The 26,978-nt window shown below is 71.8% G+C and carries 21 protein-coding genes; 13 read left to right on the forward strand and 8 right to left on the reverse strand.

The window, feature by feature from the left end; translation table 11 throughout:
• Positions 1-83: 83 nt before the first annotated feature.
• From AP234_RS24030 to AP234_RS24050, 5 genes are all read right to left on the reverse strand, one after another.
• Positions 84-920: an ABC transporter permease gene (locus AP234_RS24030; protein WP_083502380.1), complete on the reverse strand. Its 837-nt coding sequence runs from the start codon at positions 918-920 to the stop codon at positions 84-86.
• A complete protein-coding gene (locus AP234_RS24035; protein WP_055481985.1) occupies positions 917-1,927 on the reverse strand; it encodes an ATP-binding cassette domain-containing protein in 1,011 nt (336 codons plus the stop codon). The genes AP234_RS24030 and AP234_RS24035 overlap by 4 nt, the downstream gene beginning before the upstream one ends.
• Positions 1,928-2,007: 80 nt before the next feature.
• Positions 2,008-3,858, reverse strand: coding sequence for a thiamine pyrophosphate-dependent enzyme (locus AP234_RS24040; RefSeq protein ID WP_063843069.1), 1,851 nt, complete (start codon positions 3,856-3,858; stop codon positions 2,008-2,010).
• Positions 3,855-6,824 carry an FAD-binding and (Fe-S)-binding domain-containing protein gene (locus AP234_RS24045; RefSeq protein WP_055481986.1) on the reverse strand — a complete coding sequence of 990 codons (2,970 nt, stop codon included), beginning with the start codon at positions 6,822-6,824 and terminating at the stop codon, positions 3,855-3,857. The genes AP234_RS24040 and AP234_RS24045 overlap by 4 nt, the downstream gene beginning before the upstream one ends.
• Positions 6,825-6,934: 110 nt before the next feature.
• The gene (locus AP234_RS24050; protein ID WP_055481987.1) at positions 6,935-8,887 is read right to left on the reverse strand and encodes an N-6 DNA methylase; all 1,953 of its coding nucleotides are present in this window, start codon (positions 8,885-8,887) and stop codon (positions 6,935-6,937) included.
• 166 nt (positions 8,888-9,053) lie between these two features.
• Between AP234_RS24050 and AP234_RS24055 the strand changes: the two genes are divergently transcribed.
• A complete protein-coding gene (locus AP234_RS24055) occupies positions 9,054-10,598 on the forward strand; it encodes a PucR family transcriptional regulator (protein ID WP_055481988.1) in 1,545 nt (514 codons plus the stop codon).
• Positions 10,599-10,725: 127 nt separating this feature from the next.
• A complete protein-coding gene (locus tag AP234_RS24060) occupies positions 10,726-11,976 on the forward strand; it encodes an NAD(P)/FAD-dependent oxidoreductase (protein WP_055481989.1) in 1,251 nt (416 codons plus the stop codon).
• Between the two features lie 336 nt (positions 11,977-12,312).
• Here the strand turns inward: AP234_RS24060 and AP234_RS24065 are convergent, their stop codons facing one another.
• On the reverse strand, positions 12,313-13,353 hold the full coding sequence (locus tag AP234_RS24065) for a LacI family DNA-binding transcriptional regulator (protein WP_055481990.1): 1,041 nt from the start codon (positions 13,351-13,353) through the stop codon (positions 12,313-12,315).
• A 243-nt stretch (positions 13,354-13,596) separates the two neighbouring features.
• Between AP234_RS24065 and AP234_RS24070 the strand changes: the two genes are divergently transcribed.
• From AP234_RS24070 to ptsP, 10 genes are all read left to right on the forward strand, one after another.
• Positions 13,597-15,117, forward strand: a complete 1,521-nt coding sequence (locus AP234_RS24070) for a glycoside hydrolase family 43 protein (RefSeq protein ID WP_235558343.1) — start codon at positions 13,597-13,599, stop codon at positions 15,115-15,117.
• Positions 15,118-15,390: 273 nt separating this feature from the next.
• Positions 15,391-16,800 carry an endo-1,4-beta-xylanase gene (locus AP234_RS24075; protein ID WP_055481991.1) on the forward strand — a complete coding sequence of 470 codons (1,410 nt, stop codon included), beginning with the start codon at positions 15,391-15,393 and terminating at the stop codon, positions 16,798-16,800.
• Positions 16,801-17,361: 561 nt separating this feature from the next.
• On the forward strand, positions 17,362-18,123 hold the full coding sequence (locus AP234_RS24080; RefSeq protein ID WP_055481992.1) for a DeoR/GlpR family DNA-binding transcription regulator: 762 nt from the start codon (positions 17,362-17,364) through the stop codon (positions 18,121-18,123).
• Complete coding sequence (gene pfkB, locus AP234_RS24085) at positions 18,120-19,064, forward strand: 1-phosphofructokinase (protein WP_055481993.1); 945 nt, start codon at positions 18,120-18,122, stop codon at positions 19,062-19,064. Before AP234_RS24080 ends, pfkB begins: the two co-directional genes overlap by 4 nt.
• A gap of 109 nt (positions 19,065-19,173) precedes the next feature.
• The gene (gene mtlA, locus AP234_RS24090) at positions 19,174-20,292 is read left to right on the forward strand and encodes a mannitol-specific PTS transporter subunit IIC (protein ID WP_055481994.1); all 1,119 of its coding nucleotides are present in this window, start codon (positions 19,174-19,176) and stop codon (positions 20,290-20,292) included.
• Positions 20,293-20,298: 6 nt separating this feature from the next.
• The gene (locus AP234_RS24095) at positions 20,299-20,607 is read left to right on the forward strand and encodes a PTS lactose transporter subunit IIB (protein ID WP_055481995.1); all 309 of its coding nucleotides are present in this window, start codon (positions 20,299-20,301) and stop codon (positions 20,605-20,607) included.
• Positions 20,600-21,058, forward strand: a complete 459-nt coding sequence (locus tag AP234_RS24100; RefSeq protein WP_055481996.1) for a PTS sugar transporter subunit IIA — start codon at positions 20,600-20,602, stop codon at positions 21,056-21,058. The genes AP234_RS24095 and AP234_RS24100 overlap by 8 nt, the downstream gene beginning before the upstream one ends.
• Entirely contained in the window at positions 21,055-22,083 is a 1,029-nt protein-coding gene (locus AP234_RS24105; protein ID WP_055481997.1) for a zinc-dependent dehydrogenase, read from the forward strand. Before AP234_RS24100 ends, AP234_RS24105 begins: the two co-directional genes overlap by 4 nt.
• 54 nt (positions 22,084-22,137) lie before the next feature.
• Positions 22,138-22,407, forward strand: a complete 270-nt coding sequence (locus AP234_RS24110) for an HPr family phosphocarrier protein (RefSeq protein WP_055481998.1) — start codon at positions 22,138-22,140, stop codon at positions 22,405-22,407.
• Positions 22,408-22,414: 7 nt separating this feature from the next.
• The gene (ptsP, locus tag AP234_RS24115; protein WP_055481999.1) at positions 22,415-24,109 is read left to right on the forward strand and encodes a phosphoenolpyruvate--protein phosphotransferase; all 1,695 of its coding nucleotides are present in this window, start codon (positions 22,415-22,417) and stop codon (positions 24,107-24,109) included.
• A 54-nt stretch (positions 24,110-24,163) separates the two neighbouring features.
• Here the strand turns inward: ptsP and AP234_RS24120 are convergent, their stop codons facing one another.
• Both AP234_RS24120 and AP234_RS24125 read right to left on the reverse strand, forming a co-directional pair.
• The gene (locus AP234_RS24120; protein ID WP_235558344.1) at positions 24,164-24,934 is read right to left on the reverse strand and encodes a phosphotransferase enzyme family protein; all 771 of its coding nucleotides are present in this window, start codon (positions 24,932-24,934) and stop codon (positions 24,164-24,166) included.
• Between the two features lie 67 nt (positions 24,935-25,001).
• Positions 25,002-26,297 carry a GAF domain-containing SpoIIE family protein phosphatase gene (locus AP234_RS24125; protein WP_200926681.1) on the reverse strand — a complete coding sequence of 432 codons (1,296 nt, stop codon included), beginning with the start codon at positions 26,295-26,297 and terminating at the stop codon, positions 25,002-25,004.
• 269 nt (positions 26,298-26,566) lie between these two features.
• Between AP234_RS24125 and AP234_RS24130 the strand changes: the two genes are divergently transcribed.
• Positions 26,567-26,941, forward strand: a complete 375-nt coding sequence (locus AP234_RS24130) for a CBS domain-containing protein (protein WP_055482000.1) — start codon at positions 26,567-26,569, stop codon at positions 26,939-26,941.
• Positions 26,942-26,978 lie beyond the last annotated feature (37 nt).

A 26,978-nucleotide genomic window follows, 5' to 3' on the forward strand; every position in this document is an offset into this window, starting at 1 on the left:
GTCCTGTACGCCGTACCGTACGGGAAACATTCTCGGGGACGGCGTGCCGACGGGGCGCCGGGCGGATCGCGGACCCGGCCGGGTCAGCGGCTCAGACCACGCCACTTGGCCACCGAGAGCGGGAAGAAGATCAGCAGTAGCACGACCGGCCAGACGACGGCCATGGGCAGGGCGTGCTCGGTGATCCAGGAGTGACCGGCCGCGCCGGGATTGCCGAGCAGCTCGCGCACCGCCGTGACGGTCGACGAGATCGGGTTCCAGTCGGCGATCGCGCCGAGCCACCCCGGCATGGTGGTGGTCGCCACGAACGCGCTGGACAGGAAGCCGACGGGGAACTCCAGCACCTGCACGCCGGTGACCGCCTCGGCGCCGGACAGGGTCAGCCCGAGATAGACGCCGACCCAGACGAGCGCGAGACGCAGCAGGAGGATCAGGCCGAGCGCGGCGAGGAACCCGCCCGCCGAGCCGTACGGCCGCCAGCCGACCGCCAGTGCGGTGACGATCATGACGGTCAGCGTGAGAACCGACAGCAGCATGTCGGCCGCGGCGCGCCCGGCCAGCATCGCCCCGGCGGACATGGGCATCGAACGGAACCTGTCGGTGATCCCGCGTTCGACGTCGGCCGCCACCGCCTGCGTGGTGGCCGCGATGCCGAACAGCATGGTCATCGCGAACATGCCGGGCATCAGGAAGTCGCGGTAGTCGCCGCCGCCCGGCACCCGCATCGCGCCGCCGATCAGGTACACGAACATCAAGACGATGAGGACGTCGAAGGCGAGCGCGAAGATCACCGGGGTGGGGTCGCGCACCCAGTGCGAGACGCCGCGGAGGGTGAGGGTCCAGCCGTCCGCCAGGGACCAGCGCAGGCTTCTCGGTGAGCCGGGCGAACCGGTCGGCGGCAGATGGGCGGCGACGGTCATGCGTTGACTTCCTTCCCGGGCTCGGCGGCCCGCTCGGACCGCGCGGAACGGCCCCCGGTGAGGTGCAGGAACACCTCGTCGAGCGTGGGACGGCGCAGCGTGAGATCGTCGACGGCGACACCGGCCCGGTCGAGCGCCCGCACCGTCTCCTGGAGCGCGCCGGTCCCGTCGGACACCTGGACGCTCACGCGGCCGGCGTCGGGGTCGACGGCCGGATCCGTCACGCCGATCGGCGCGACGGCCCGGGCGGCCGTGCCGATCAGGGCCCGGTCGTGCACGACGAACTCGATCCGGTCGCCGCCGAGCCGCGACTTGAGCTCGCCCGGGGAGCCCTCGGCGATGACCCGGCCGTGGTCCATCACGTTGATCTGCGTGGCCAGCTGATCGGCCTCGTCGAGGTACTGCGTGGTCAGCAGCACGGTCGTGCCCCGGGCGGCCAGGTCGCGGATCGCCTGCCACACCTCGCCCCGGCCGCGCGGGTCGAGGCCCACGGTCGGCTCGTCGAGGAAGAGCACCTGGGGCGCGAGGATCACGCCGACCGCGAGGTCGAGCCTGCGCCGCATGCCGCCGGAGTACGCGCTGACCGGTTTCGCGCCGGTGCCGGACAGGCCGAACTCGGCCAGCAGCTCGTCGGCCCTGGCCGCGGCGGCCCGCCTGCCGAGGTGATGCAGCCGGCCGAACATGACGAGGTTCTGCCGTCCGCTGAGCACCTCGTCCACCGCGGCGTTCTGCCCGACCAGGCCGATGCGCCGGCGGACCTCGGCGGCCTGTTCCGTCACGTCGAATCCCCCGACCAGGGCCCGGCCGCCGTCGAGCCGCAGCAGCGTCGCGAGGATCCGTACCGACGTCGTCTTTCCCGCGCCGTTCGGGCCGAGCAGCCCGCACACCGTCCCCTTGGGAATGGCCAGGTCGAAGCCGTCCAGCGCCGGTTCTCCCTCGTCGCCGCGTCCACGGCCATAAAGCTTGCGCAGGCCCTCGGCGATCACCGCGAGATCACCTGAACTCACCGCTTCCGCCCCTTCTCTCGATCGGGGGTACACCGTACCGTACGGCGTACGGAGAGGCAAAGGGGTGGACGTGCGAGCGGTCACTCCTCGGTGCGGTCGCGCAGTTTCTCCACGATCTCCGAAGCCGCCCGCGCGATCGGGCCGGGGATCTCTGGGCCGGGGGCGGCCTCGAAGCTCGACTCGTCGAGCAGGTCCTTGACCATCTGCAGGGCGATGCGGTTGCGGTTCGGGGTGCCCTGCCGCAGCGCGTCGAACAACTTGCGCACCTGGTGGCTCTTCACCTTCGCCGGCAGCGGCGGCTCGTGCCGGTCGACGACGCATTCGACGATCACCGGGCCGTCCCACGACAGCGCCTCACGCATCTGGTCACCGCAGGTGCGCGGATCCTCGATGCGCATCCCGCGGGCGCCGCAGGCCTCGGCGAACTTCACGAAGTCCATCGGCGCCAGGTCCACGCCGTACTCCGGGTTGCCGAGGAACACCATCTGCTCCCACTTGATCAGGCCCAGCGTGTCGTTCCTGATGACCACCACCTTGATCGGCAGGTTGTGCTGGACCGCGGTGAGGAAGTCGCCGAGCTGCATCGTGAGCGAGCCGTCCCCGGTGAACACGACGACCTGCCGCCCCGGATAGGCCGTCTGCGCCCCGATGGCGTACGGCAGGCCGGCCGCCATCGAGCAGTTGGTCCCGGAGAACGAGAAGAGCTGGCCGCGCCGGATCTTGATCTGCCGGGCCGCCCAGGTCGTGACGGTCCCGGAGTCGCCGCAGACGATCGCGTCCGGCGCCAGCGCGTCGTTCAGCGCCCAGGCGGGCACCTGCGGCTTCATCGGCAGGTCGGTACGCGTACCGCGCTCCTCCATCAGCGCCCACCACTCGCGCATGCCCTCCTGCGCCCTGGCCAGGAACGCGCGGTCCTCGTTGCGCGGCAGCAGCGGCAGCAGCGCGGCGAGCGTCGCCCGGGCGTCGCCGGCCAGCGGGACGTCCACCGGGTGGCGCAGGCCGAGCCGTTCCGGCCGGTCGTCGATCTGCACGCAGACGGCCTGCCCGGGCGAGGGGTAGTACTCGATGTAGGGCATGGTCGAGCCGACGATGAGCAGTGCGTCGCACTCCTCCAGCGCCTCCTCGCTGGGGCGGCTGCCCACCAGGCCGATCGGCCCGGTGGTGTAAGGGCTGTCGTCGGGCACGCAGTCCTTGCCGAGCTGGGCCTTCACGATGGGCGCGGCGAGCCGCTCGGCGGCCGCCTCCAGCTCAGCCCCCGCGCCGCGCGCACCCGCCCCGGCGAGGATGACGACCCTCGACCTTCCGGCGAAGACTCGCGCCGCCTCCTCCAGGTCCTCCCGGCGCGGCACCCGGATCGGCGGCCGGTGCGCCGTGGAGGTGTGGCCCTCGACGTTGCGGCGGAAGCGGGTGCCAGAGTCGGCCGGCGCGGCCTGGTAGTCGATCGGGAACGTCAGGTGGGCCGGCCCCCGCTGGGTCAGCGCGGTGCGCACCGCGTAGTCGACGACGTTGATCACGTGCGCCGGGCCCATGATCCGCTGGTTGTAGAGCGCGACGTCGTTGAACAGGTAGTCGGTGTTGACGTCCTGCAGGTAGGCGGTGCCGACGAGGTCGTGATAGGTCATGCCGCTGATGGCCAGCAGCGGCGCCTGCTCTGTCCGCGCGTCGAGCAGGCCGTTGAGCAGGTGCGCGGCCCCCGGACCCGAGGTGGCGAAGCACACCCCGAGCCGCCCGGTGAACTTCGCGTACCCCACGGCCGCCATGGCGGCGACCTCCTCGTGCCGCACATGGACGTACCGGAGGTCGTCGTGCCGCTTGTGCAGCGCGTCGACGAACCCGTTGATGCCGTCGCCGGGCAGCCCGAAGACCGTGTCCACGCCCCACGAGATGAGCCGGTCGACCAGGACGTCCGACGCCGTACGCTCGACGCTCATGTCGCATCCCTCCGCTGCTCGCGGATGGCCAGCGCGAGCACCTCGGCGAGATGCAGCGCGGTCCGGCCGGTCCCGTCCGCGATCTGGCCTCGGCAGCTGAAGCCGTCCGCGATGATCAATGTGTCCGGCGGGCAGGCCCGCACCCGGGGCAGCAGCACCCGTTCCCCTGCCGCCATGGAGACCCGGTACCGCTCCCCCGCCTCGTAGCCGAAGCTTCCGGCCATGCCGCAGCAGCCGGCGTCGGGGAACTCCGCGTCCAGCTCCATCTCGCGCAGCAGCCGTTTCTCCGCGGCCAGGCCCATGACCGCGTGGTGGTGGCAGTGCGGCTGGACGAGCGCGGCGCGGCGCAGCCGGGGCACCGGCCAGTCGGCGGCGTGCCCGGTCAGGAACTCCGAAAGCGTGAGGCTCTGCGCGTGCAGCCGCCGCGCGTCGAGGTCGCGCGGCATCAGGTTGACCAGCTCGTCACGGAAGACGGCCAGGCAGCTCGGTTCGAGGCCCACCAGCGGGATCCCCGCCTCGAGGTGCGGCCGCAGCGCGTCCAGGACGCGCCGGAGGTAGCGCCGCGCGAGCCGCAGCATGCCGTAGTCGTACAGCGGCCTGCCGCAGCACAGCGGCCCATCCGGCACGATCACCCGGAACCCGGCCGCCTCCAGCACCGTGACGGCCGCGACCCCGATCTCCGGCTGGAAGTGATCGGTGAACGTGTCCGGCCACAGCAGCACCGGCGGGCCGCCCACGTTCCGCTCCCCCAGGCGCCGCGACCGCGCGGCGAACACCGCCCTGAACGTCCGCCGGGCGAACCGCGGCACGTCGCGTTCCGGCGCCACCCCGGCGGCGAGCTTGACGACGCGGCGCAGCCCCGGCGCGTGGGTGACGGCGTTGGCCAGCTCCGGCACGCGTGCGGCCAGCCGCGCCCAGACGTCGATGAGCCCGAGCGCGTACGCCTGCCGGGGCCTGAGCCGCCCCGCGTAGTAGTGGTGCAGGAACTCGGCCTTGTAGGTGGCGATGTCGACCCTGACCGGGCAGTCGCCCCGGCAGCCCTTGCAGGCCAGGCAGAGATCGAGCGCCTCCTTGACCTCCTCGCTGCGCCACCCGTCCCCGATCGGGCCGCCGGTCTCGCACATCTCCTGCAGCAGCCGGGCCCGGCCCCGGGTCGAGTGCCTCTCCTCACGGGTCACCATGAAGCTCGGGCACATCACCCCGCCCCCGACGCGGCGGCAGGCGCCGACGCCGAAGCAGCGGCCCACCGCCTCGGCGAAGCCGCCCCCGTCCTGCGGGAAGGCGAAGACCGTGGCGGGCTGCTCCGGGTGGTAGGCCGTCCCCTCCCGCAGGTGCGCGTCCAGCGGGTACGGATCGATCAGCTTGTGCGGGTTCAGCCGGCCCTCCGGGTCCCACAGCCGTTTGAACTCCGCGAAGGCGCGCATCAGCTCCGGCGGGAACATCCGGGGCCACAGCTCGGCCCGGCCGTGCCCGTCGCCGTGCTCCCCCGACAGCGACCCGCCATGGGAGACGACCAGGTCGGCGGCCTCCTCCATGAACCGCCGATATCTGCGTACGCCCTCGGCCGTACGCAGGTCGAAGTCGATGCGGCAGTGGACGCACCCGTCGCCCCAGTGGCCGTAGAACACCCCGTCGTAGCCATACCGGTCGAGCAGGCGGACGAAGTCGCGCAGGTAGGGCCCGAGCCGCTCCGGGGCGACCGCGGCGTCCTCCCAGTTCGGCCAGCCGCCGTGGCCGCCCAGGCCGACCGGCATCCGGGAGGTGCCGGCCGATTCGCTCCGGATCTCCCAGACGGCCGCCGCCTCGTCCGGCTCCTCGTAGAACCGGTGGCTCGGCGGCGTGTGGCCGCCCGGGTAGGGCCTGGTGCGCAGGGTGGCCAGGGCACGGATCAGCGCCCGGGCCCTGGCGTCGGCCTCGCGCCGGGTTTCGCCGCCGAACTCCATGAGCAGCCACGCCTCGCCGGGCGGCAGCAGCCGCGCGTGGCGCGCGGCGGGAAACCGCTTGGCCCGCAGGTTGTCGACGACGTGACGGCTGGTGAACTCCAGCCCGATGGCGCCGAACCCCAGCAGCCACGGCACGTCGTACCCGGAGGAGGGGATGTCGGGGTAGCCGAGCACGACGAGCGACCGGTGCGGCGGAGACTCGACCAGCCGGCAGGTCGCCTCCAGCGTCAGCGCCAGCGTGCTCTCCGAGCCGACCAGCGCGCGGGCGACGTTGAAGCCGTTCTCGGGCAGCAGCGCGTCCAGGTTGTAGCCGGACACGCGCCGCGGGATGTCCGGCATCCCCTCGCGGATCGCCCGCGCGTAGGTGTCGCGGATGCGCCGCAGCCCGGCGTAGATCGCCCCGCGCCGCCCGCCGGCCATGATGACGCGCTCCAGCTCCGCCTCCGCGGTGGGGCCGACCCGCATCCGGGTGCCGTCGTAGGTGACGACGTCCAGTTCGTCGATGTTGTCGACGGTCTTGCCGGCCATGACGGAGTGGACGCCGCAGGAGTTGTTGCCGATCATCCCGCCGAGCGTCGCGTGGTCGTGCGTGGCCGGGTCCGGCCCGAACGTCAGGCCGTACGGCTCGGCGGCGTCGCGCAGCGCGTCGCAGATGACGCCGGGCTGGACGCGTGCCGAGCGCCGCCCCGGGTCGAGGCCGACGATGGCGTCCATGTGCCGGGTGAAGTCGAAGACCACCGCCTCGTTGACGCTCTGACCGGCGAGCGAGGTGCCGCAGCCGCGGCCGAGCACGGGCGCGCCGAACCGGCGGCACACCGCCAGCGCGGCCTCGACGTCGCCGGCGTCGCGGGGCAGCACCACGCCGACGGGCACCTGCCGGAAGATCGACGCCTCATGGGCGTACATGGCGCGGTCGCCGGGGCCGAACCGCACGTCGCCCGCGACGGCTCGGTCGAGCGCCGCACGCAACTCCGCCGCGTACGGCGGCAGCGGCGGGTTCCTGGCGTCGGCATGTCCCGTCATCTCCAGGAGGGAATCCCCCCGGCGGGACAAAGACACGGCGCGTGCCCGCGCATGAGACGGCAAAGCCGCCCCCCGTCCGTTGGAGGCGGCTCACCGAGAGGATGAACGGGTCACCCGGGGTGGAGCGTGCCGTCGAGCAGGCCCTCGAATCCGATCCGGAGGAGATCGTCGCTGGCCCGTTCCAGTTCGCGTACCGCGTCCTCGTAGGCGAGCAGCCGCCGGAAGGCCTCGCCGTACTCCCGCTGCTCCTCTATCGGCAGCCGGGGCAGCCGCGCCCGCCGGGGATCCATCCGCACGGAGGAGCCGAGCCGCACGCTGGTCTCACCGGTGACGCGCAGGCAGCCGGCCAGATAGTACGGATCGAGCCGCTCGGGGTCCACCCGGAACAGCAGCAGCCGGGGGCCGAGCACCGCGGCGGGGCCGGCCGTCACGACGCGCGCCGGCGTGTGCTCTCCGGGGATGAGCGGGGCGACGACGTCCCCCTCCCGGATGAGCACCAGGCCCTGCTCGTCGCGAATGCGCCCGCTCGGGGGCCGGCCGCGCACCAGGTCCTCCACGGTCAGCATGGGCAGGTCGCCGTCCTCCGCCGCCGGCTTGAGCGGGCCCTGGGCGATGGTCACGACCCCCGCCCTGGACAGCTCGCCGATGCTCGTCATCGGCAGCTCGCGCCGTACCGGCAGCGGGGTCAGGCTCGGGACCTCCAGCCGGGAGATCGCCTCCCTGACACGCTCACGCACCCCGGTGAACGGCTCCGACCGGGTCTGGCGGCTCACCCGGTGGGCGGGGGTGAGCGCCACCTCCTCGTCGAGCAGGTCGATGATCCGCACCGTACGGCTCGCCTCGGGCAGCGCACGCGACCCCGTTCCCGTACGGCTCGTGTACGCCTGCCAGGCGGCCTCCACCGCGGTGAGGTCGTCTCCGGCGTTGACCATGAGCACGTCGGAGGCGGGCGGCTCGCCGACCTCCGGCCGCCGCAGCACCCACAGGTCGGGGGCGCCGCTGGAGGCGGGGGCCGCGCCGGCCGCCAGGGTGACGATGGCGCGCAGCGCCCCGGCTCTGAGCAGGTTGCCGCGGACCCGCCGGCCTGATCTGCGGCTGGACGCCACGCCCGGCATCATGATGACGGCGAGCCCGCCGGGGCGGACGTGGGACAGGCAGTGCTGCACCCAGGCCAGCTCCGACTCCCCGCGCGGCGGCAGGCCGTACTCCCAGCGGGGATCGCTGGTCAGCTCCTCGTATCCCCAGCCGCGGTCGTTGAACGGCGGGTTGCAGACGACCGCGTCGACCAGTTCGTCGGGGAAGGCGTCGGCCCGCAGCGAGTCGCCGTCGCGTACGACCGCGTCGATTCCGTGCAGCAGCAGCCTGACCGCGGTCAGGCGGGCGGCCGTCCCGTTGACGTCCTGGCCGAGCGCGCGGGAGGCGTCCGAGGCGAGCAGGAGCGTGCCGATGCCGCAGGAGGGGTCGAGGACGGTCTTCCCGGCGGTGGCGGCCAGCCGGGCCATCAGGGCTCCCACGGGTTCGGGGGTGGCGAGCAGCCGGCGGGCGTGTACGTCGATGTAGCGCGCGCAGATCGCGTCGAAAGCGGCGGCCGGCCCCTCTTCCGTGCCCAGTTCGGCGATGGCCCGGATCAGCGACGGGTCCAGGCCGAGCTCGTCGTGCGGCAGCTCGCCGGGCGGTTCCGGCACGGCGGCGGCGACGGCGCCGGGCAGCCGCGACAGCATCTCGTCGTCGGCGAGGCCGGCGAGCTTGCGCCAGGCGGCGGGATCACGCCGCAGGAAGAGCAGGAACGCCCCGGTGTAGACGACCATGTCGCCCAGGCGGAGGTCGTCGCCGGCGGTCCGCAGCCGCTGCCAGACCCGCTCGATGGGCGGCACCTCGACATACCTGTCGTGCTTGCGCAGCCACTGTTCGATCTCCGCGAGGGAGAAGGACGGGCTGCTGGCCGTCCCGCCGACCGGCTGAGGGAAGTCGTCGAACCGCTTGCGCCAGTTGCTCACGGCGGCCCGGCCGACGTCCGCGATCCGGGCGATGTCGGCGGCGTTCACCAGGACGTCGTCACGCATCAGGGGGCCATCCTCGCGGGGAAACCTCTCATGGTCACCAGCATGCCAGGTGATGTCCCGGCCATGCGCACCAGGAGAATCGGGATCGGCCGCCGCTTCGGGTGCGCGGCGCCTCGCGGGCCACCGTTAGCATGAGGCGAGGCCTCGAGACAGGTGAGGTCGGCAGATGCTGAAGCTGGACCGGCTGGTGAACGTCCTCGGCGGTTACGGGGCCCGGCTGTGCTGTGCCCCCGCCTCCCGCGACGTGACGCTGGGCAGCGTGGTCGTGCACGACCCGACCGATCCGCGCCCGGCGACCGGCGACGTGTTCCTGTCGGTCGGCGTGGAGTCGGCGGCCGACGCCGTACGGCTCGCCCGCGAGGCGCGCGCGGCGGCGGTGCTGGTGCGCGGGACCCCGCCGCTCGACGAGGGCGCGCTGGCGCAGGCGCGCGACGGCGGGATCGCGGTGCTGCTCGTGGAGCCGGCGGTGTCCTGGAGCCAGCTGTTCGGCGTGGTGTACGGCCTCGTGCTCGAAGGCAGGGAGACCGACGCCGGACGGGGGCCGACCGATCTGTTCGCCTTCGCCGACAGGCTCGCCGCCGAGATCGGCTCCCCCGTGACGATCGAGGACCAGATGTCCCGGGTCCTGGCCTACTCCCGCGCCCAGCAGTCGGCCGACCCGGTGCGCCTGGAGACGATTCTGGGCCGGCGGGTGCCGGACGCCATGCACCGCCTGCTGGAGCGCAAGGGCGTCTTCGCGCATCTGCGCGCCTCCGACGAGCCGCTGTTCGTCGAGCCCTCGCCGCGGCACGGGCTGCGCGGCCGCATGGTGATCGCCGTACGGGCCGGGCGCGAGCCGCTGGGATCGATCTGGGTCGAATGCGAACGGCCGCTGTCGCACGCGCACCGGACCGTCCTCGGCGACGGCGCGCGTGCCGTGGCGCTGCACCTGCTGCGCTCCCGGGTCAGCGCCGATCTGGAACGGCAGGTCGAGTCCGACCTCGTCATCCAACTGCTGGAGGGTACGGCGGACGCCCTCGCGGTGGTCAGCAGGCTCGGCCTGCCGGGGGGGCAGTTCCGGGTGATCGCGCTGCAGGCGCACGTCGCCGACGAGCGGCACGCCGCGATCCTGCTCGCCTACGAGCGCGCCACCACCGGCTTCGGCTGGTCGCGTCCCGGGCGCAGCGCGCTGTTCGGCAACACCCTCTACACCGTGCTCCCCTGCGCCACCGACGCCGCCCCGGCACGCGAATGGCTCACCTCGATCACGACTGTCCTGCCGAGGCAGGTCACCGTGTACGCCGGCATCGGCGCGGCGGCCGAGCCCGCCCAGCTCCCCGCCAGCAGGCAGGAGGCCGACGAGAGCCTCGCCCTGCACGCCTCCAGGACCGACAGGGCCCCGGCCGTCGTCTACGACGAGTCGTGGGACGAGATCCTGATGCAGCGCCTCCGGGCGGCCGCCGCCTCGGGACGCGCCCCGGCGCGCGGGCCGGTCGCCGACCTCACCCGGTACGACACCCAGCGCGGCACGCGCTACATCGCGACGTTGCGTGCCTGGCTGGAGGCGCAGGGAGACCTGCCGACCGCCGCCGACCGCCTCGGCGTCCATCCGAACACCGTGCGCTACCGGCTCAGGAAGATGGCCGAGATCACCAACCTGCGGCTCGACGTGCCGGAGAAACGCCTGGCCATGATCATCGCACTGGCCGTACACCAGGACAGCCGGCCCTGAAACCGGTGGTTGTCCGGGCGTGACAAAGACCGTGGTCGCACTTGTCCGGCGCGGACAGCACATCGCCCCCTCGCACAGGCGATCCTCGGGGGAAGGCGGAGAATGTTATAAGCGGAGAAAAGTGACGATGGGTACAGACCGTGAGCCGCGTACAGCGGTAGTTATCGGCGCCGGTGTGGTCGGGCTGTCCACCGCGTGGTTCCTCCAGGAGCGCGGCGTGGACGTGACCGTGGTCGACCGCGACGGCGTGGCCGCCGGCGCCTCGTGGGGCAATGCCGGCTGGCTCTCCCCGGGGCTGGCCATCCCGCTGAACGAGCCCGGCGTCCTGCGTTACGGCCTGAGCTCCCTGCTCAACCCGAACGCCCCGCTGCACGTGCCGGCCACCCCCGACCCCGGACTGTGGGCGTTCCTCACCCGGTTCGCGCTGAACTGCAGCTGGAAGTCCTGGGGCAGTGCCGTACGGGCCAACATCCCGCTCAACGACGAGTGCCTGGAGGCGTTCGACGTGCTCACGTCGAACGGCGTCGAGGCGCCCACGATCGAGGCGCCGATCATGGCGGCGTTCGAGACCGAGCGCCAGGCCGTGGGGCTGCTGCACGAGTTGCGGCGGATCAACGAGTCGGGGTTGAAGATCGAGTACACCGCGTTCAAGGGTGAGGAGCTCGGCGCGCTGCTGCCGCAGATCTCCCCGCGGGTGCGGGCCGGCATCCGGCTGGAGGGGCAGCGCTACATCGACCCCGGAGAGTTCACCCACTCGCTGGGCCGCGCCGTCGCCGCCCGCGGCGCCGAGATCCGGTCCGGCTTCGAGGTCACCGCCGTCCACCCCGGGACCGGCGGGCTGACCGTGGTGTCGAGCACCGGCGACTCGGTCACGGCGGACGCCGTCGTCCTGGCCACCGGCGCCTGGCTGAACCGGCTCGGCAAGGAGTGGGGCGTGCGGGTGCCGGTACGCGCCGGGCGCGGCTACTCCTTCACCGTGCCGACGGCGGAACCCGTGCGCGGGCCGATCTACCTGCCCGCCGTGCGCGTGGCCTGCACGCCCTACCAGGGCAAGCTCCGGGTCGCGGGGACGATGGAGTTCCGCGGGCCCGATCACCCGCTGGTGCATCGGCGGATCGACGCGATCGTCAAGTCCGCCAAGCCGCTGCTGTCCGGAGTCGACTGGGACGCGATGACCGACCTGTGGGTCGGCCCCCGGCCGGTCACCCCCGACGGCAAGCCCCTCATCGGCGCCACCGCCGTGCCGGGAATCTTCGTCGCCGGCGGCCACGGCATGTGGGGCATCACCCAGGGACCGATCACCGGGCGCGTGCTCGCCGAGCAGATCGTCACCGGCAAGCTGCCCACCGCCCTGCGGGACTTCGACCCCACCCGCTGACCCGCCGCACGGCCGCCCGCCCTGCCCCCTTACATCGGGGGCGGGGCAGGGCGCGGGCGGCGTGCACCGCTCCAGAACGCCGGTCAGGTAACCGATATCCGGGGGTAGGGAGCGGGAATCGCACGCGAAACCCGCGACCGGCGGGTTTCGCAGCGGACCCCGAGCTTCCTCCCGGCGCATCCCGGGCCCCGCGGAAATTCCGAGCCTGCGAGGAATTTTCGTGGGTGGGGGGACCGAAGCCGCCGGACACCGGTGACATTACGTGACCGATGCTCTAGAAGAGTCCGCGGTGCCGGCGGCCAGGGGTCGGGACGTCCGTCGGAGGCGGGCCGGAGGCTAACGCCTGGGTGGGACGGTGCTCTTACGGACGATGAGATCGGTGGACAGTTCGAGGCGTTTTCGCGGGAGGGGCTCGCCCTGGGCGAGAGAGATGAGCATGGTGGTGGCCGCGGCGGCCATCTCGGCGAGAGGCTGGCGGATCGTGGTGAGTGACGGGATGAGCCACCTGGCCATGGGCAGATCGTCGAACCCGACCACGCTCAGGTCCTGCGGAATGCGCAGCCCGGCTTCGCCGGCCGCCTGGTAGACGCCCACGGCCTGGGCGTCGTTGGAGGCGAAGATCGCGGTCGGCGGGTCGGGCAGGGCGAGCAGACGGCGGGCGTGCTCCAGTCCGTCGTCGATGTTGAAATCGCCCTCGACGATCAGATCGGGGTGGATCGGCACACCGGCGGCGTCCAGAGCGGCGCGGTAGCCATCGAGCCTGGCCCGGCCGGACAGCGCGTGTGCGGGGCCCGTGATGATCGCGATGCGCCGGTGCCCGAGGTCGAGCAGATGGCGGGTGGCCGACAGTCCGCCGGACCAGTTACCGGCCCCCACCGACGGCACCTGATGTCCCGGATCGCCGGTCGGGTCGACCAGGACCAGAGGAATGTCCCGGGTGGCCAGTTGGGCCCGCTGGGTCTGCGTGGGACCGGAGAAGACGGCGATGACACCGGCGGGGCGCCGGCTCAGCACGTCCTCGATCCAGCCCCGGCCCGGGACGTGACGTCCCTGCAGTTCTGACAGCACCACGGCCAGGCGATGTTCCTGCGCCACCCGCTCGACGCCCTTGATGATCTCCATCGGATACTCGCCCTCGAGTTCGTGGAAGACGAGGTCGATGAGGGGTGCCGCGCTCGCGCGCTTCTTCTGCCGCCGATACCCGTGCCGCCGGATGAGGTCTTCCACCAGCATGCGGGTCTCCGGCGCGACCGTCGACTTGCCGTTGACGACCTTGGAGACCGTGGCCGTGGAGACCCCGGCCAACTCGGCGAGCTGCGCGATGGTGAGCGGCTGCGGCCGCTCCGCAGAATCGGCCGGCCCTGTCGTCGCGGTCATGAAGCGCAGTCTAGCGACACGATCCCGACCACCCGGCTCGACCATTTCGTCGCTGGTGCGGAAACTTCATTGACGGCCGGCTTCCGTCAGCCCTATCGTCCCCGATTAACTTTCTGTACGATCTTGGAAAGTTAGTCGTTTCCGGCATCGGCGAGGGCTGCGACGCGGCCGATGCGCGCCTGCCCGGGATCCGGCCGGAACCGCCCGACCGTGTTCATCCGCTCAGAAGGGACCCGCCGAGCCGTGCGGACTTACGACAACCCCGTCATCAGCGGGTTTCACCCCGACCCCAGTGTGTGCCGGGTCGGTGAGGACCACTACCTGGTCTGCTCCAGCTTCGAGTACTTTCCCGGCGTCCCGATCTTCCACAGTCGCGATCTGGTGCACTGGCGGCAGATCGGCAACGTGCTCGACCGGCCGTCCCAGCTCGGCCTGCCCCCGGACGCGCCGGCCTCCGGCGGCGTCTACGCACCGACGCTCCGCCACCACGACGGCCTGTTCTACATGATCACCACCAACGTGAGCGCCCGCGGCAACTTCCTCGTCACCGCGGAACGCCCCGAGGGCCCCTGGTCCGACCCGGTCCGGATCGACGTTCCCGGCATCGACCCCGACCTGGCCTGGGACGACGACGGGAACTGCTGGTGCACCACCTCCGGCAACCAGGTGTCGCGAATCGACCCGCTGACCGGTGCGGTGCTGGAGGGGCCGATCCCCGTCTGGTCCGGCACCGGGGGCAAGTACCCCGAGGCGCCACACCTGTTCCACATCGGCGAGTGGTGGTATCTGCTGATGTCGGAGGGCGGCACCGAACGGGCCCACGCCGTCTCGATCGCCCGCGCCCGCTCGCCGCGCGGGCCGTACGAGCCCGGCCCGGCCAACCCGATCCTGACCCACCGCGGCACCGACCGGCCGATCCAGAGCACCGGCCACGCCGACCTCGTCCAGGCCGCCGACGGCACGTGGTGGATGGTCCTGCTCGGCACCCGCCCGCGCGGTCACACGCCCGAGTTCCACGTCCTCGGGCGGGAGACGTTCCTGACCCCCGTGCGGTGGGTGGACGGCTGGCCGGTGGCCGGTCCGGTCGAGGAGCGGCACGCGGCCCCCGCCGCCTGGCATCCCCTGCCCGCCGAGTCCTCCCGTGACGACTTCGACGGCGCGGTGCTGGCACCGCAATGGATCTCCCCGCGCGGCCGTCCCGACGGCTCCTGGTCGCTCGCCGAGCGGCCCGGCCGGCTGACGCTGCACGCGACCGGTCCCACCCTCGACCGTCCCGGGCACACCTTCATCGGACGCCGCCAGCAGCACCACGACTGCCGGATCGCCGCACACCTCGATCCCACCGGCGCACGCGCCGGTCTTTCCGTACGGCTGGACGAGGCCCATCACTACGACCTCGAGGTGCACGACGGGCAGGCGTCCGTGATCGCCAGGATCGGCCCGCTGCGCCGGTGCGTCGCCGGCCATCCGGTGCCGCCCGGACCCCTCACCCTCGAGATCCGCGTCCGTACGGCCGATGTGCCGCCGCCGACCGTGACCCGGCCCGGCGAGGTGGACCGCGAGCGGACCGGCGTCGGCGGCCACGGACCCGACACCCTCGCCTTCTCGGTGCACACAGGGGACGAGCGCGTGCTCCTGGCGGAGCTGGACGGCCGTTATCTGTCCACCGAGGTCGCCACCGGCTTCACCGGCCGCGTCATCGGCATGTACGTCACCGAGGGCAGCGCGGCCTTCGACTGGTTCGACTACGAGGGCACGGCTTGACGCCTCGTCCTCCTGCGGAGCCCGGCCGAGCCTGAAAATTTCACCCTCAGGCCGTCGCAGCGGTCGCCGCCCCGCAGCCCGTGGAGCGGTCGTGCCGACCGTTTCCGTGGATGAGCGAACACGTCATTGACGCTCTGATCCAGCCCGCTCTAGGGTCCCTGGTTAACGATCAATATGGCATTCGAAACTTAATCTCCTCCCTCATGCGAATGCCGCTCGATCCTGCCGCGGTCGTTATCCGAGGGCCGCGGCCCCGACCCCTTAGGAGCGCGTATGGATCGCACCTCCCATCGCCGACGCCGTACGGCCGGGCTGATAGCCGGGGCCGTGGCGGCGGTCACGGCCCTGACCGCCGGCGTCCTGACCGCGCCGGCGGCGTCAGCGGACGCCACGCTCGGACAGCTGGCCGCGGCCAAGGGCCGCTATTTCGGCTCGGCGACCGACAATCCCACACTGTCGGACGTGCCGTACCAGCAGATCCTGGGCAGCGAGTTCGGCCAGATCACCGTCGGCAACACGATGAAGTGGATGTACACCGAGCCGACGCAGGGCCAGTTCGACTACACCCAGGCCGAGGCGATCGTCGACCGTGCCGAGGCCAACGATCAGCTCGTCCGGGGGCACACCCTGGTCTGGCACAACCAGCTTCCCGGCTGGGTGAGCAACGTGCCGGCCGACCGGCTCCTCGGGGTCATGCGCGACCACATCACCAACGAGGTCGCCCACTTCAAGGGCCGGCTCATCCACTGGGACGTGGTCAACGAAGCCTTCGAGGAGAACGGCTCACGCCGCCAGTCGGTGTTCCAGCAGAAGATCGGGGACGGCTACATCGCCGAGGCGTTCAAGGCGGCCCGCGCGGCCGACCCGAACGTCAAGCTGTACTACAACGACTACAACATCGAAGGCGTCAACGCGAAGAGCGACGCCGTCTACAACATGGTGAAGTCGTTCAAGCAGCAGGGCGTGCCCATCGACGGCGTCGGGCTGCAGGCCCACCTGATCGTCGGCCAGGTCCCCGCCACGCTGCAGCAGAACATCCAGCGCTTCGCCGACCTCGGCGTGGACGTGGCCATCACCGAGCTCGACATCCGCATGGATCTGCCCCGCACCACCGCCAAGGACACCCAGCAGGCGGAAGACTACGGCAAGGTCGTCAGGGCATGCCTGGCGGTCTCCCGCTGTGTCGGCATGACGATCTGGGACTTCGCCGACCACCACTCCTGGATCCCCTCGGTGTTCCCCGGTCAGGGTGCCGCCCTGCTCTACGACGAGAACTTCGGCAAGAAGCCGGCCTACTACGCCGTCGCCGCGGCGCTCGGCGGCACGAGCAGCCCCTCTCCCTCGCCGTCGCCGTCGCCGTCGCCTTCACCCGGCGGTGACGGGTGCACGGCGTCGTACAAGGTGACCAGCCAGTGGCAGAACGGCTTCACCGCCGACGTCACCGTCCGCAACTCCGGGACGGCCGCGATCGACGGCTGGACCGTGACCTGGACCTTCCCCGACGGTCAGCGGATCAGCAACCTCTGGAACGGCGACCTGACCGCCGACGGGTCGTCGGTCACCGTACGCAACGTCGGCTACAACGGCAGGCTCGGCGCCGGCGCGAGCACCTCGTTCGGGTTCCAGGGCTCGTACACGAGTTCCAACGGCACTCCCACGGGCATCGCCTGCGCGGCCGCCTGACACACCGGATCTTCCACGAGGTGGTCGACTTCGAACCCGAGGTCGGCCACCTCGCCCGTTGAAGGGCGCCGACCTCCAGGCCTACACCTCAGCCCGCGATCTTGCGAATACTCGCACATCGAGCCTTGACCAGGGATTTCCCGTTCGTGATCTTGCAGTTTCTCGCGGGACATGCCCCTGGACAGCGAGAACACCTCCCGTGATCTTGCACCTCCGACTGCAAGATCACGGAATGTATAGCCGCAGGTCAGATGGCTCGTCTGCGATTATCTGCAAGATCACTGACGGGATTTGCGCAGGTCAGAAGGACGACTTGCAAGAAAATGCAAGATCACGGGCAGGGTTGTCGTCGATGTGGGCACGACACCGCATCCGACTCCCGCATGTAGCCCACATATGGCCCACATATAGTCACACCCTGGCCGGTGCCGTACAGCGACGTGACCAGGGCTGATACCGGCGGTGCAGATTCGGGCGCACGTCGCACGGACCCTTGACCTCCACGGAAAATAGGTATAAACAAAGGCGAAACAACACATTGAACGGTGGTGAACCAACATCATGTACGCGGAGGAACGGCAGCAGGAGATCCTGCGCCGTGCGCGCGCCGCTGGACGGGTGGATGTGGTGAAGCTGGCGGAGGAGTTCGCCGTCACCACGGAGACGATCCGCCGCGACCTGACCGTCCTGGAGCGGGCCGGCGTGCTCCGACGCGTACACGGTGGCGCGATCCCGGTCGAACGGCTCGGCTTCGAGCCCGCACTCGCCACACGAGACGAGGTCATGACCGACGAGAAGGAGCGCATCGCCAAGGCCGCGCTGGCCGAGCTGCCCGAAGACGGCTCGATCATCATCGACGCGGGCTCGACGACGCGTCGTCTCGCCCGGGCGCTGCCCGGCGACCGTGAGCTCACCGTCATCGTGAACGCGCCGCCGCTCGCGACGATGCTCGCGACCAGGGCCAACCTCAACGTGATCATGTTAGGGGGCCGGGTGCGCGGCCGTACTCTCGCCACCGTCGACGACTGGGCGCTGCGCCCGCTCGAGGACCTTAACGTCGATGTGGCCTTCATGGGCACCAACGGGTGCTCGGTCGACAAGGGGCTGACGACGCCCGATCCGGCCGAGTCCGCGATCAAGCGCGCGATGATCGGCGCGGCCGAGCGCACCGTGGTGCTGGCCGACCACACCAAGTTCTCCGGCGTCTACCTCGCCAGGTTCGCCGCGCTCACCGAGATCGACATGATCATCACCGATGACGGGCTGGACCCGGCGATCGCCGCCGACATCACCGCGGCCGGCCCCGAGGTGGTGCGCGCATGATCCTCACGCTGACTCTCAACCCGAGTCTGGACCGTACGATCGAGATCGGCGCGCTGGAGCGTGGTGCGGTCATCCGGGCGGCGGCGGCGCGTCTCGATCCGGGCGGCAAGGGTGTGAACGTGTCCCGGGCGCTGCTGGCCAACCGGGTCGAGTCGTGCGCGGTGGTCCCCTTCGGCGGCCATGAGGGCCGGCAACTGGTGGATCTGCTCTGCCGCGAGGGCATCGACATGATCACCGTCCCGGTCGCCGGGGCGACCCGGTCCAACATCACCCTGGCCGAACCCGACGGCACGGTCACCAAGATCAACGAACCCGGCACCGCCATGGCGGCGGACGAACTGGAAGCCATCGCCCGAACCGTCGTGGACGCGGCGCACACCGCCGACTGGGTGGTCGCCTCCGGCAGCCTCCCCCCCGGCCTGCCCACCGATGTCTACGCCCACCTGTGCCGCAGGTTCGCCGAGGCGGGCATGAACGTGGCCGTGGACACCAGCGGCCCGGCCCTGCCGGCCGCCACCGCCGCCGGCCCCGCACTGATCAAGCCCAACCGCGAGGAACTCGCCGAAGCGACCGGGATGACGATCACCAGTGTGGGCGATGTCATCGAGGCGGCGGAGAAGCTCCGCGCGCTGGGCGCGGGAACGGTGCTGGCCAGCATCGGTCCCGACGGCGCCGTCCTGGTGCAGGACGACGGCGCATGGTACGGCCGGTGCCCGGTGGCGGAACCCCGCAGCGCTGTCGGCGCGGGCGATGCCATGCTGGCCGGTTTCCTGGCGGGCGGGGCCAGCGGTGAGGGGGCCCTGGTCGAGGCGCTGGCCTGGGGAACGGCCGCCGTCGCCCTGCCCGGAAGCCGGATGCCCGGCCCCGCCGACATCCGGCGCGACCTGGTCCGCATCGGCCGGCCCGACCTCGACCGGCCACTGAGATCCGCGGTGACATGACCCCCATCCCACAACCATCTCCGGCCAGGCCAGGCAGGGCCGGGGGTGGTGTGGGACGGGGGTGAAGGTCCAGCCGCACCCTTCACCCCCTCCGGAAGGAGCACGACCCATGGCCAACTACACCCCCACGGTCTACGGCACCGGGGCCAAGGCCACCATCCAACGCATCGGCGGCCACCTCGCCGGGATGATCATGCCGAACATCGGCGCGTTCATCGCCTGGGGTCTGATCACCGCGCTGTTCATCCCCACCGGCTGGCTGCCCAACGAGTCACTCGCCGAACTCGTCGGCCCCATGATCACCGTCTTGCTGCCCGTCCTGATCGGATACACGGGCGGCCGGATGGTCCACGGCCAGCGCGGCGCCGTGGTCGGCGCCGTCGCCACCATGGGCGTGGTCGTCGGCACCGACATCCCCATGTTCCTCGGCGCCATGATCATCGGACCGCTCGCCGCCCTGGTGATCAAACTCGTCGACGGATTCACCCAGCAACGGACCAGGGCCGGGTTCGAAATGCTGGTCGACAACTTCAGCGCGGGCATCGTCGGCGGCGCCATGGCCGTCCTGGGCGCCTGGGGCATCGGACCGATCGTAAGGGTCGTCACCGAAGCCGCCGGCGACGCCGTCGCCTGGCTGATCGACCACAGCCTGCTCCCCGTGGCCTCGCTGCTGATCGAACCCGCCAAGGTCCTGTTCCTCAACAACGCCATCAACCACGGTGTCCTCGGCCCCCTGGCCGTCGCCGAGGCGACCGCACAGGGCAAGTCGATCCTGTTCATGCTGGAGTCCAACCCGGGGCCCGGCCTCGGCCTCCTGCTCGCCTTCCTGTTCTTCGGCCCCCGCTCGCTACGGCCCTCGACCCCCGCCGCCATGATCATCCACTTCCTCGGCGGCATCCACGAGATCTACTTCCCCTACGTCCTGATGAAGCCGCGGCTCATCCTCGCGGTGATCGCCGGCGGCGCCGCCGGCATCGCCACCTTCATGGCCACCGGCGCCGGACTGATCGCCACCCCCTCACCCGGTAGCATCTTCGCCTACTTCGCGGTCACCCCCAAGGGCGGCTGGTTCGGCATGCTCGCCGGTGTCCTGGTCGCCACCGCCGCCTCCTTCGCCGTCGCCTCCGTGCTCCTGGGCTTCGGCCGCGCGGCCGGCAAGGACGAACCCGGCGCAGAACCCGAGACCACCTCTCAGCCCACCGCCCAGTCCGCGACCAAGGAGGCCTGACCCGACATGCCCAGCATCGACAGCAAGGACATCCGCAAGATCATCGTTGCCTGCGACGCGGGGATGGGCAGCAGCGTGATGCTCGCCAGCCAGCTGCGCAAGCAGCTCAAGAGCCAGGGGATCGAGGTCGCCCACACCCCGGTCAACTCGATCCCCTCCGACGCCGACGTCGTGGTCTGCCATGCCGGGCTCGCCGACCGGGCCAGGAAGACCGCCCCCGACACCGTGCTCATCCCCTTCCAGATCTTCATCGGCGACCCGGCGGTCACCGCGCTCGTCACCACCATCAAGAACGGCGGGATCGTGAATGCCTGAGACGGCACCACTCCCGCTCGACCCCCGCGCCGTCCGGCTCACCGCCTCGGCGGTGAGCCGCGACGACGCGATCCGCCAGTGCGGCCGGGCCCTCGTCGCGGTCGGCGCGGTCGCCGAGCCGTACGTCGACACGATGATCGAGCGCGAGCGCTCGATCTCCACCTACGTCGGCGAGGGCGTCGCGATCCCGCACGGCACCCTGGACGGCAAGGACTCCGTCCACCACGACGCCATCTGCGTCCTGCGTTTCCCGGACGGCGTCGACTGGGACGGCCAGACGGTCACCGTGTGCGTCGGCATCGCCGCACGCGGCGACGGGCATGTGCGGCTGCTCGCCGAGCTGGCCCAGATCCTGCTCGACCCGGACCGCGCCCGCGCGCTGCGGGAGGCGACCCGGGTGGAGGACGTCGTCCGTCTACTGCACCCGACAGGAGAGGAGACCTCCGCGTGAAGGTCGCCCGGTTCCATGCCCCAGAAGACATCCGCATCGAGGACGCGGCCGAACCCGTCGCCGGTCCCGGCGAGGTGAAGATACGCGTACGGAACTGCTCGACGTGCGGCACCGACGCGAAGATCCTCAAGTACGGGCACCACCACATCAGGCCGCCCCGGGTGATGGGCCACGAGATCGCCGGGGAGATCGTCGAGACCGACGCGCCCGGCTGGTCTCCCGGCGACCGGGTCCAGGTCATCGCGGCCATCCCCTGCGGGACCTGCGGGGAATGCCGCCGCGGCCGGATGACGGTCTGTCCCGATCAGGAGTCGATGGGTTACCACTACGACGGCGGCTTCGCCGAATACATGGTCGTCCCGGCCAAGGTCCTGGCCGTCGGCGGGCTCAACCGCATCCCGGACGGCGTCGGCTTCGCCGAGGCGTCGCTGGCCGAACCGCTCGCCTGCGTGCTCAACGGGCAGGAGCTGGCCCGGGTGGGCGCCGGCGACGACGTCCTGGTCATCGGCTCGGGCCCGATCGGCTGCCTGCACGTACGGCTGGCCCGCGCACGTGGAGCGGCCCGGGTCTTCCTGGCCGACATCAACCCCGACCGGCTGGCCCTGGCCGCCGACCGGGTGCGGCCGGACGCCGCCGTCCACGGCGACGACATCGTCGAGCAGATCCTCAAGCTGACCGAGGGCCGGGGCGCCGACGTGGTGATCACCGCGGCCGCCTCCGGGGCGGCCCAGGAGCAGGCCCTGCGGATCGCCGCCCGCCAGGGACGGGTCAGCTTCTTCGGCGGCCTGCCCAAGAACGACCCGATCATCCGCTGCGACTCCAACCTCGTGCACTACCGGGAGCTGACCATCGTCGGCGCGAACGGATCGAGCCCCGCGCACAACACCCGGGCACTCGAGCTGATCGCCGACAGGTCCGTACCGGTCGCCGACCTGATCACACACCGGCTCCCGCTCACCGAGGTCCTCGACGGCATCGACATCGTCAGCCGCGGCGCCGCCATCAAGGTCACCATCGAACCCTGACCCGACCACCCCCGGACGGAAATTTCCCAGCCCCCGCAGAGAAAGGTCACGACGATGCCGGAAAGGACAGTGGTCATCGCCTCCCGCACGGGCCTGCACGCCCGGCCCGCGAAGATCTTCACGGAGGCCGCGGCCCGTCAGACCACACCCGTACGCATCCGGGTCGGCGACGGGAAACCGGTCCCGGCCAACAGCATCCTCGCCGTACTGGCACTCGGGGCCACGCACGGCACGCAGGTCACCCTCGACGCGGACGGCCCCGGCGCCGACGCCGCGCTCGACGCCCTGGCCGAGCTCCTCTCCCGCGACCTCGACGCCGACTGAGGCCCCGATGCACGAGACCACCGTGACCGGCGAGAACACTTCCCCGGGCGAGAGCCGTACGCTGCGCGGGCTCGGCGTCAGCCCCGGCGCCGCCGCCGGGCCGGTCTGCCGCATGGCCGGCCCGCCCAGGCTCCCCGACCCCGCCACCGTCCCACCGGACGACCGGGCCGCGGAACTCCGGACGGCCGAGCGCGCCCTGCGGGAGACCTCGGCTGCGCTCAGCGCGCTCGCCGCCAAGGCGGCCGAACCCGCCGCCAGAGAGATCCTGGAGGCGCAGTCGCTCATCGCCGCCGACCCCGGTCTGTCCGACATGGTCGGAGACAACGTCGGCGCGGGGATGACCGCGGCGCACGCCATCGCCGCCGCCTGCGCCCACCACCGTGAGGCGCTGCTCGCCGTCGGCGGCTACATCGCAGAACGCGCCGCCGACCTCGACGACATCGGCAACCGCGCGATCGCCGCCGCGCTCGGCCTGCCCATGCCGGGCGTGCCCGACCCGGGACACCCGTTCGTGCTGGTGGCCGAGGACCTCTCCCCCGCCGACACCGCCACGCTCGACCCGGCGATGGTGCTCGCGCTGGTCACGGAGAAGGGCGGGCCGACCAGCCACACCGCCATCCTCGCCCGGGCCCGGGGGCTGCCCGCCGTGGTCGCCTGCCCCGACGCTGCCGCGCTCGAAGACGGCGAGATGGTCGCCGTCGACGGCGTGCTCGGCGAGGTACGCACCGCCGTCGGCGAGGACGAGGCGGCGGCGATCCGGCGGCGCGCGGCCGGCGAGCGCGAACGCCTGCAGGCGAGCGGCGGCCCGGGCCGTACGGCCGACGGCCATCCGGTGAAGCTGCTGCTGAACATCGGTTCCGCGGCCGATCTGGAGTCCGGTTTCTCCGCCGAGGGCGTCGGGCTGTTCCGCACCGAGTTCCTCTTCCTCGACCGGCGCGAGGCACCCGGCCTGGACGAGCAGGTCGCCGCCTACGAGGCGGTCTTCCGAGCGCTTCCCGGCGACCGGGTGATCGTGCGCACCCTCGACGCGGGCACCGACAAGCCGCTGCCGTTCCTCACGCTGCCCGATGAGATCAACCCCGCGCTCGGCATCCGCGGGCTGCGGGTGGACCGGGTGCGTCCGGGCGTGCTCGACACCCAGCTCGACGCGATCGCGGCGGCCGCGCGGTCCAGCGGCGTACGGCCGTGGGTGATGGCGCCCATGGTGACCACGGTGGCGGAGGCGACCGCCTTCGCCCGCATGGCCAGGGCCAGGGGGATCACCGACGTCGGCGCGATGGTGGAGGTGCCGGCGGCCGCGCTCCGGGCGGACCGGCTGCTGGCCGAGCTCGACTTCCTCAGCATCGGCACCAACGACCTCAGCCAGTACACCTGCGCGGCCGACCGCCAGCACGGCGAACTCGCCGACCTGCTCGACCCGTGGCAGCCCGCGCTGCTGCGGCTGATCGCCGAGTGCGCCGCCGCGGGCGAACGGGCGGGAAAACCCGTCGGCGTGTGCGGAGAGGCCGCGGCCGACCCACTCCTGGCCGCCGTGCTGGTCGGACTCGGCGTGACGAGCCTGTCCATGTCGGCGCCGGGCATCCCGGCCGTACGGGAGTCCCTGGCCGGGCGCACGCTCGAGGAATGCCGGGAGGCGGCCAGATCGGCACTGGAGGCCGACGACCCGGCCGAGGCGAGACGTTCCCTGCGCGGCGATCACTGAGTGCGTGTCCTCGCCCCGCGCGGACGAACGCTCTCTCCTGCCGGGCCGACGGTGTCAGCCCGCCAGGAGCGCCGCCTCGAAGACGGCACGCCGGTCCTCCAGGTAGGCGATGTCGCCGAGATAGAGCCTGTCGTGGCCCTCGTCGATATGGCGCCGGAACGCCGCCTCACCCGCCGCGGCCCGGGCACGCATGAAGTCGACCAGGGCCGTGAGCCGGGCGGTGATGGTGTCCACCAGGACGCTCCGTCCGGCGGCGTCCAGGCCATAGCGGTCGCAGAACACCCGGACGCGTGCGGCCTGTTCCTCGGTGGTGCCGAAGCCCGCTCCGTTGTCCGGGGCGGTCGTCGGCGCCCAGCGGTAGACCGCGTAGGCAACGTCCCACACCCGGGGGCCGGGAGCGGCGGTGTCGAAGTCGATGACGCCGATCACCCTGGTGCCGTCCAGCACGCAGTTGTACGGCGCGTAGTCGTTGTGCAGGATGACCTCGGCCGGTGACAGCGTCGGCATCAGCCAACCGGTCTCGTGCCCCGCCACATAGTCGGCGGTCGCGTCGTGGTAGGCCGCGAGCAGCTCGGCCGCGCTCTCCAACGCCTCGGGGGAGGCGACCTCCGGGGTCAGCGGATACTCGCCCACCTGCCCGGGAAGGAAATCGAGGATCTCCCTGCCGTCGTCGGTCGTGCCGTGCAGCCGCGGGGCGCCGCGAAAGCCCCGCCGTTCGAGATGGCGCAGCAGGCCGTGCACGGCCGGGCTCCACGGCCCGGTCGGCCGGAGCACGGTCGAGCCGACCCGTGTCACCGTGTTGACCCCGCCCCTGAGTTCGACCACGCGGGTCAGACTAACCCGTCGAAAGCGATCTTTTGCTGCCGTGCTCGCCGCCTCCCGCCGGAGGCCGCTACGCGGGCGGGCGGACGGCCAGCAGCGCGACGTCGTCTTCGAAGGCGCCGCCGGGGTGGGCCAGCAGGGCGTCGCACAGCCGCGCCAGCGGATCGGCGGCGTGGGTCGTGGCGACGGCGGCGATCTGGTCCATCCCCTGGCCGATGGAATGGTCGCGGTTCTCCACCAGGCCGTCGGTGTGCAGCAGTACGGCGGCGCCGCCGGGCAGGTCGACGTGGTTGTCGGTCCGCGGCAGGTCCGGGTCGACCCCCAGCGGGACGCCGACATCGGCGTACAGATAGCGTGCCCGCTCCCCCGGGACGGCCAGCAGGGGCGGCAGATGTCCGGCGCTGGTCCACCGCAGTCGCCGTCCCGACCCCGCGGCCTGCTCCAGGCGGGCGACGACGACGGTGGCCATCGGCCCGCCGTGCAACCAGTGCAGCACCCGGTCCAGGCGGCGCAGGATGCGGCTGGGCGACTCCTGCTCGTCCAGGGCGATGACGCGGAGCATGTTGCTGATCTGGCTCATCACGATCGCGGCCTGCACATCGTGGCCCATCACATCCCCGATCACCAAGCAGGGCACCCCATCGGGCAGGCGGATCAGGTCGTACCAGTCGCCCCCGATGCACGGCGCTCTGCTGGAGGGCTGAAAGCGGGCCTGCAGTTCCCAGCCCTCCAGGTGCGGCATCTCCGGCAGCAGCCGGCGCTGGAAGTCCTCCGTGGCCCGGCACGTCCGCCGGTAGAGACGCGCGTTCTCGATCGCCATGCCGGCCGCCCCGGCCAGCGCCATCACCACCTCCTGGTCCTCGGCGGTGAACGGACCACCCGCCTTGTCGGCCAGATAGAGGTTGCCGTAGATCGCCTGACGGACCCGGATCGGCACCCCCAGCAGCGTCGTCATCACGGGATGCTCCCGGGGGAAACCGGCCGCGCCGGGATGGGTGGCCAGGTCGTCCACGCGCAGCGGCCGCGGGTCGCGCACCAGGTCACCGAGCAGTCCGCTGCCGTGGGGCAGTTCTTCGCCGCGTGCGGACGAATGGTCCCGGCAGAACCCCGAGCTGATCATCTCGATGAACTGTCCCGCCTCGTTCAGTACGCCCAGGGCGCCGTAGCGGGCCCGCACCAACCCCCGTCCGGCCTCCACGATCCGGTGCAGGACCGGCTCCAGTTCCAGCTCCGCACCGATCGCCAGCACCGCGTCCAGCAGCCCGCGCAGCATGCCGTACTGATCCGCGAGCTGTCTCAGCCCCGCCTGGATGCGCCCCAACTCCTCATCGGGTCGGTCGAACAGGTGCCCGCCCTCCGGTGTCATGCCTCCCCTCCTCTCCCACCGACCGGACGGAGGACGGCGCCACCTCCGTCGTCGGCGAGGTCCAGTGGTGGGTGAGGCGCCCGGTGCCGGCCCCTATGACGCTCCGCGTGAACATAGAGATCACCCCCGCCGTCCGTCTTCCGAGCGGAAGGTTTCGCCCGGCGCTCCGTCGGGAATCCTGTCCCGTCCGGTTCCGCCGAAACTCCCCGCGGGACCGCTGAGCGGGGGCCGGCGCGACCTGGCGGGAATCGTGTGTCAGGGGAGGGACGATGCGGATCAGTAACGTCTACCGTCCGGCGGTCTACGGATGCCAGACCGATGAGCGGCTGCCCCAGGTCGCCCGGCAGATGATGGAGAAGAACGTCGGCGCACTCGCCGTGCTGGAGGGCGAGCGGGTCACCGGTGTGATCACCGAGCGCGATCTGACGGACGCGCTCGCGACCTGCCAGGACCCCGCCGCCGTCAGCGCCGCCTCCTACGCCACCACCCGGCTGCGCACGGCGCGGCTCGACGAGGACTCCCGTGACGTCGCCCGCCGGATGCTGGACGCGGGCGTACGGCACATGCCGGTGGAGGAGGACGGACGCCTGGTCGGCATGGTGTCGATGCGCGACCTGCTCGCGGTGGAGACCTGGGCGTCCTAGGTCGTGTTTCAAAAGTCATGTCCTGTTACGCGCGGCC

The organism is Sphaerimonospora mesophila (assembly GCF_001417795.1).
In the GTDB taxonomy this organism is placed as follows: domain Bacteria; phylum Actinomycetota; class Actinomycetes; order Streptosporangiales; family Streptosporangiaceae; genus Sphaerimonospora; species Sphaerimonospora mesophila.

Bases quoted from the DNA above. Each gene is read 5' to 3' on its own strand.
- AP234_RS24030 (WP_083502380.1), bottom strand. From the start codon at position 920: ATGACCGTCGCCGCCCATCTGCCGCCGACCGGTTCGCCCGGCTCACCG.
- AP234_RS24040 (WP_063843069.1), bottom strand. From the start codon at position 3,858: ATGAGCGTCGAGCGTACGGCGTCGGACGTCCTGGTCGACCGGCTCATC.
- AP234_RS24045 (WP_055481986.1), bottom strand. From the start codon at position 6,824: ATGACGGGACATGCCGACGCCAGGAACCCGCCGCTGCCGCCGTACGCG.
- AP234_RS24050 (WP_055481987.1), bottom strand. From the start codon at position 8,887: ATGCGTGACGACGTCCTGGTGAACGCCGCCGACATCGCCCGGATCGCG.
- AP234_RS24055 (WP_055481988.1), top strand. From the start codon at position 9,054: ATGCTGAAGCTGGACCGGCTGGTGAACGTCCTCGGCGGTTACGGGGCC.
- AP234_RS24060 (WP_055481989.1), top strand. From the start codon at position 10,726: ATGGGTACAGACCGTGAGCCGCGTACAGCGGTAGTTATCGGCGCCGGT.
- AP234_RS24065 (WP_055481990.1), bottom strand. From the start codon at position 13,353: ATGACCGCGACGACAGGGCCGGCCGATTCTGCGGAGCGGCCGCAGCCG.
- AP234_RS24075 (WP_055481991.1), top strand. From the start codon at position 15,391: ATGGATCGCACCTCCCATCGCCGACGCCGTACGGCCGGGCTGATAGCC.
- AP234_RS24080 (WP_055481992.1), top strand. From the start codon at position 17,362: ATGTACGCGGAGGAACGGCAGCAGGAGATCCTGCGCCGTGCGCGCGCC.
- pfkB (WP_055481993.1), top strand. From the start codon at position 18,120: ATGATCCTCACGCTGACTCTCAACCCGAGTCTGGACCGTACGATCGAG.
- mtlA (WP_055481994.1), top strand. From the start codon at position 19,174: ATGGCCAACTACACCCCCACGGTCTACGGCACCGGGGCCAAGGCCACC.
- AP234_RS24095 (WP_055481995.1), top strand. From the start codon at position 20,299: ATGCCCAGCATCGACAGCAAGGACATCCGCAAGATCATCGTTGCCTGC.
- AP234_RS24100 (WP_055481996.1), top strand. From the start codon at position 20,600: ATGCCTGAGACGGCACCACTCCCGCTCGACCCCCGCGCCGTCCGGCTC.
- AP234_RS24110 (WP_055481998.1), top strand. From the start codon at position 22,138: ATGCCGGAAAGGACAGTGGTCATCGCCTCCCGCACGGGCCTGCACGCC.
- ptsP (WP_055481999.1), top strand. From the start codon at position 22,415: ATGCACGAGACCACCGTGACCGGCGAGAACACTTCCCCGGGCGAGAGC.
- AP234_RS24125 (WP_200926681.1), bottom strand. From the start codon at position 26,297: ATGACACCGGAGGGCGGGCACCTGTTCGACCGACCCGATGAGGAGTTG.
- AP234_RS24130 (WP_055482000.1), top strand. From the start codon at position 26,567: ATGCGGATCAGTAACGTCTACCGTCCGGCGGTCTACGGATGCCAGACC.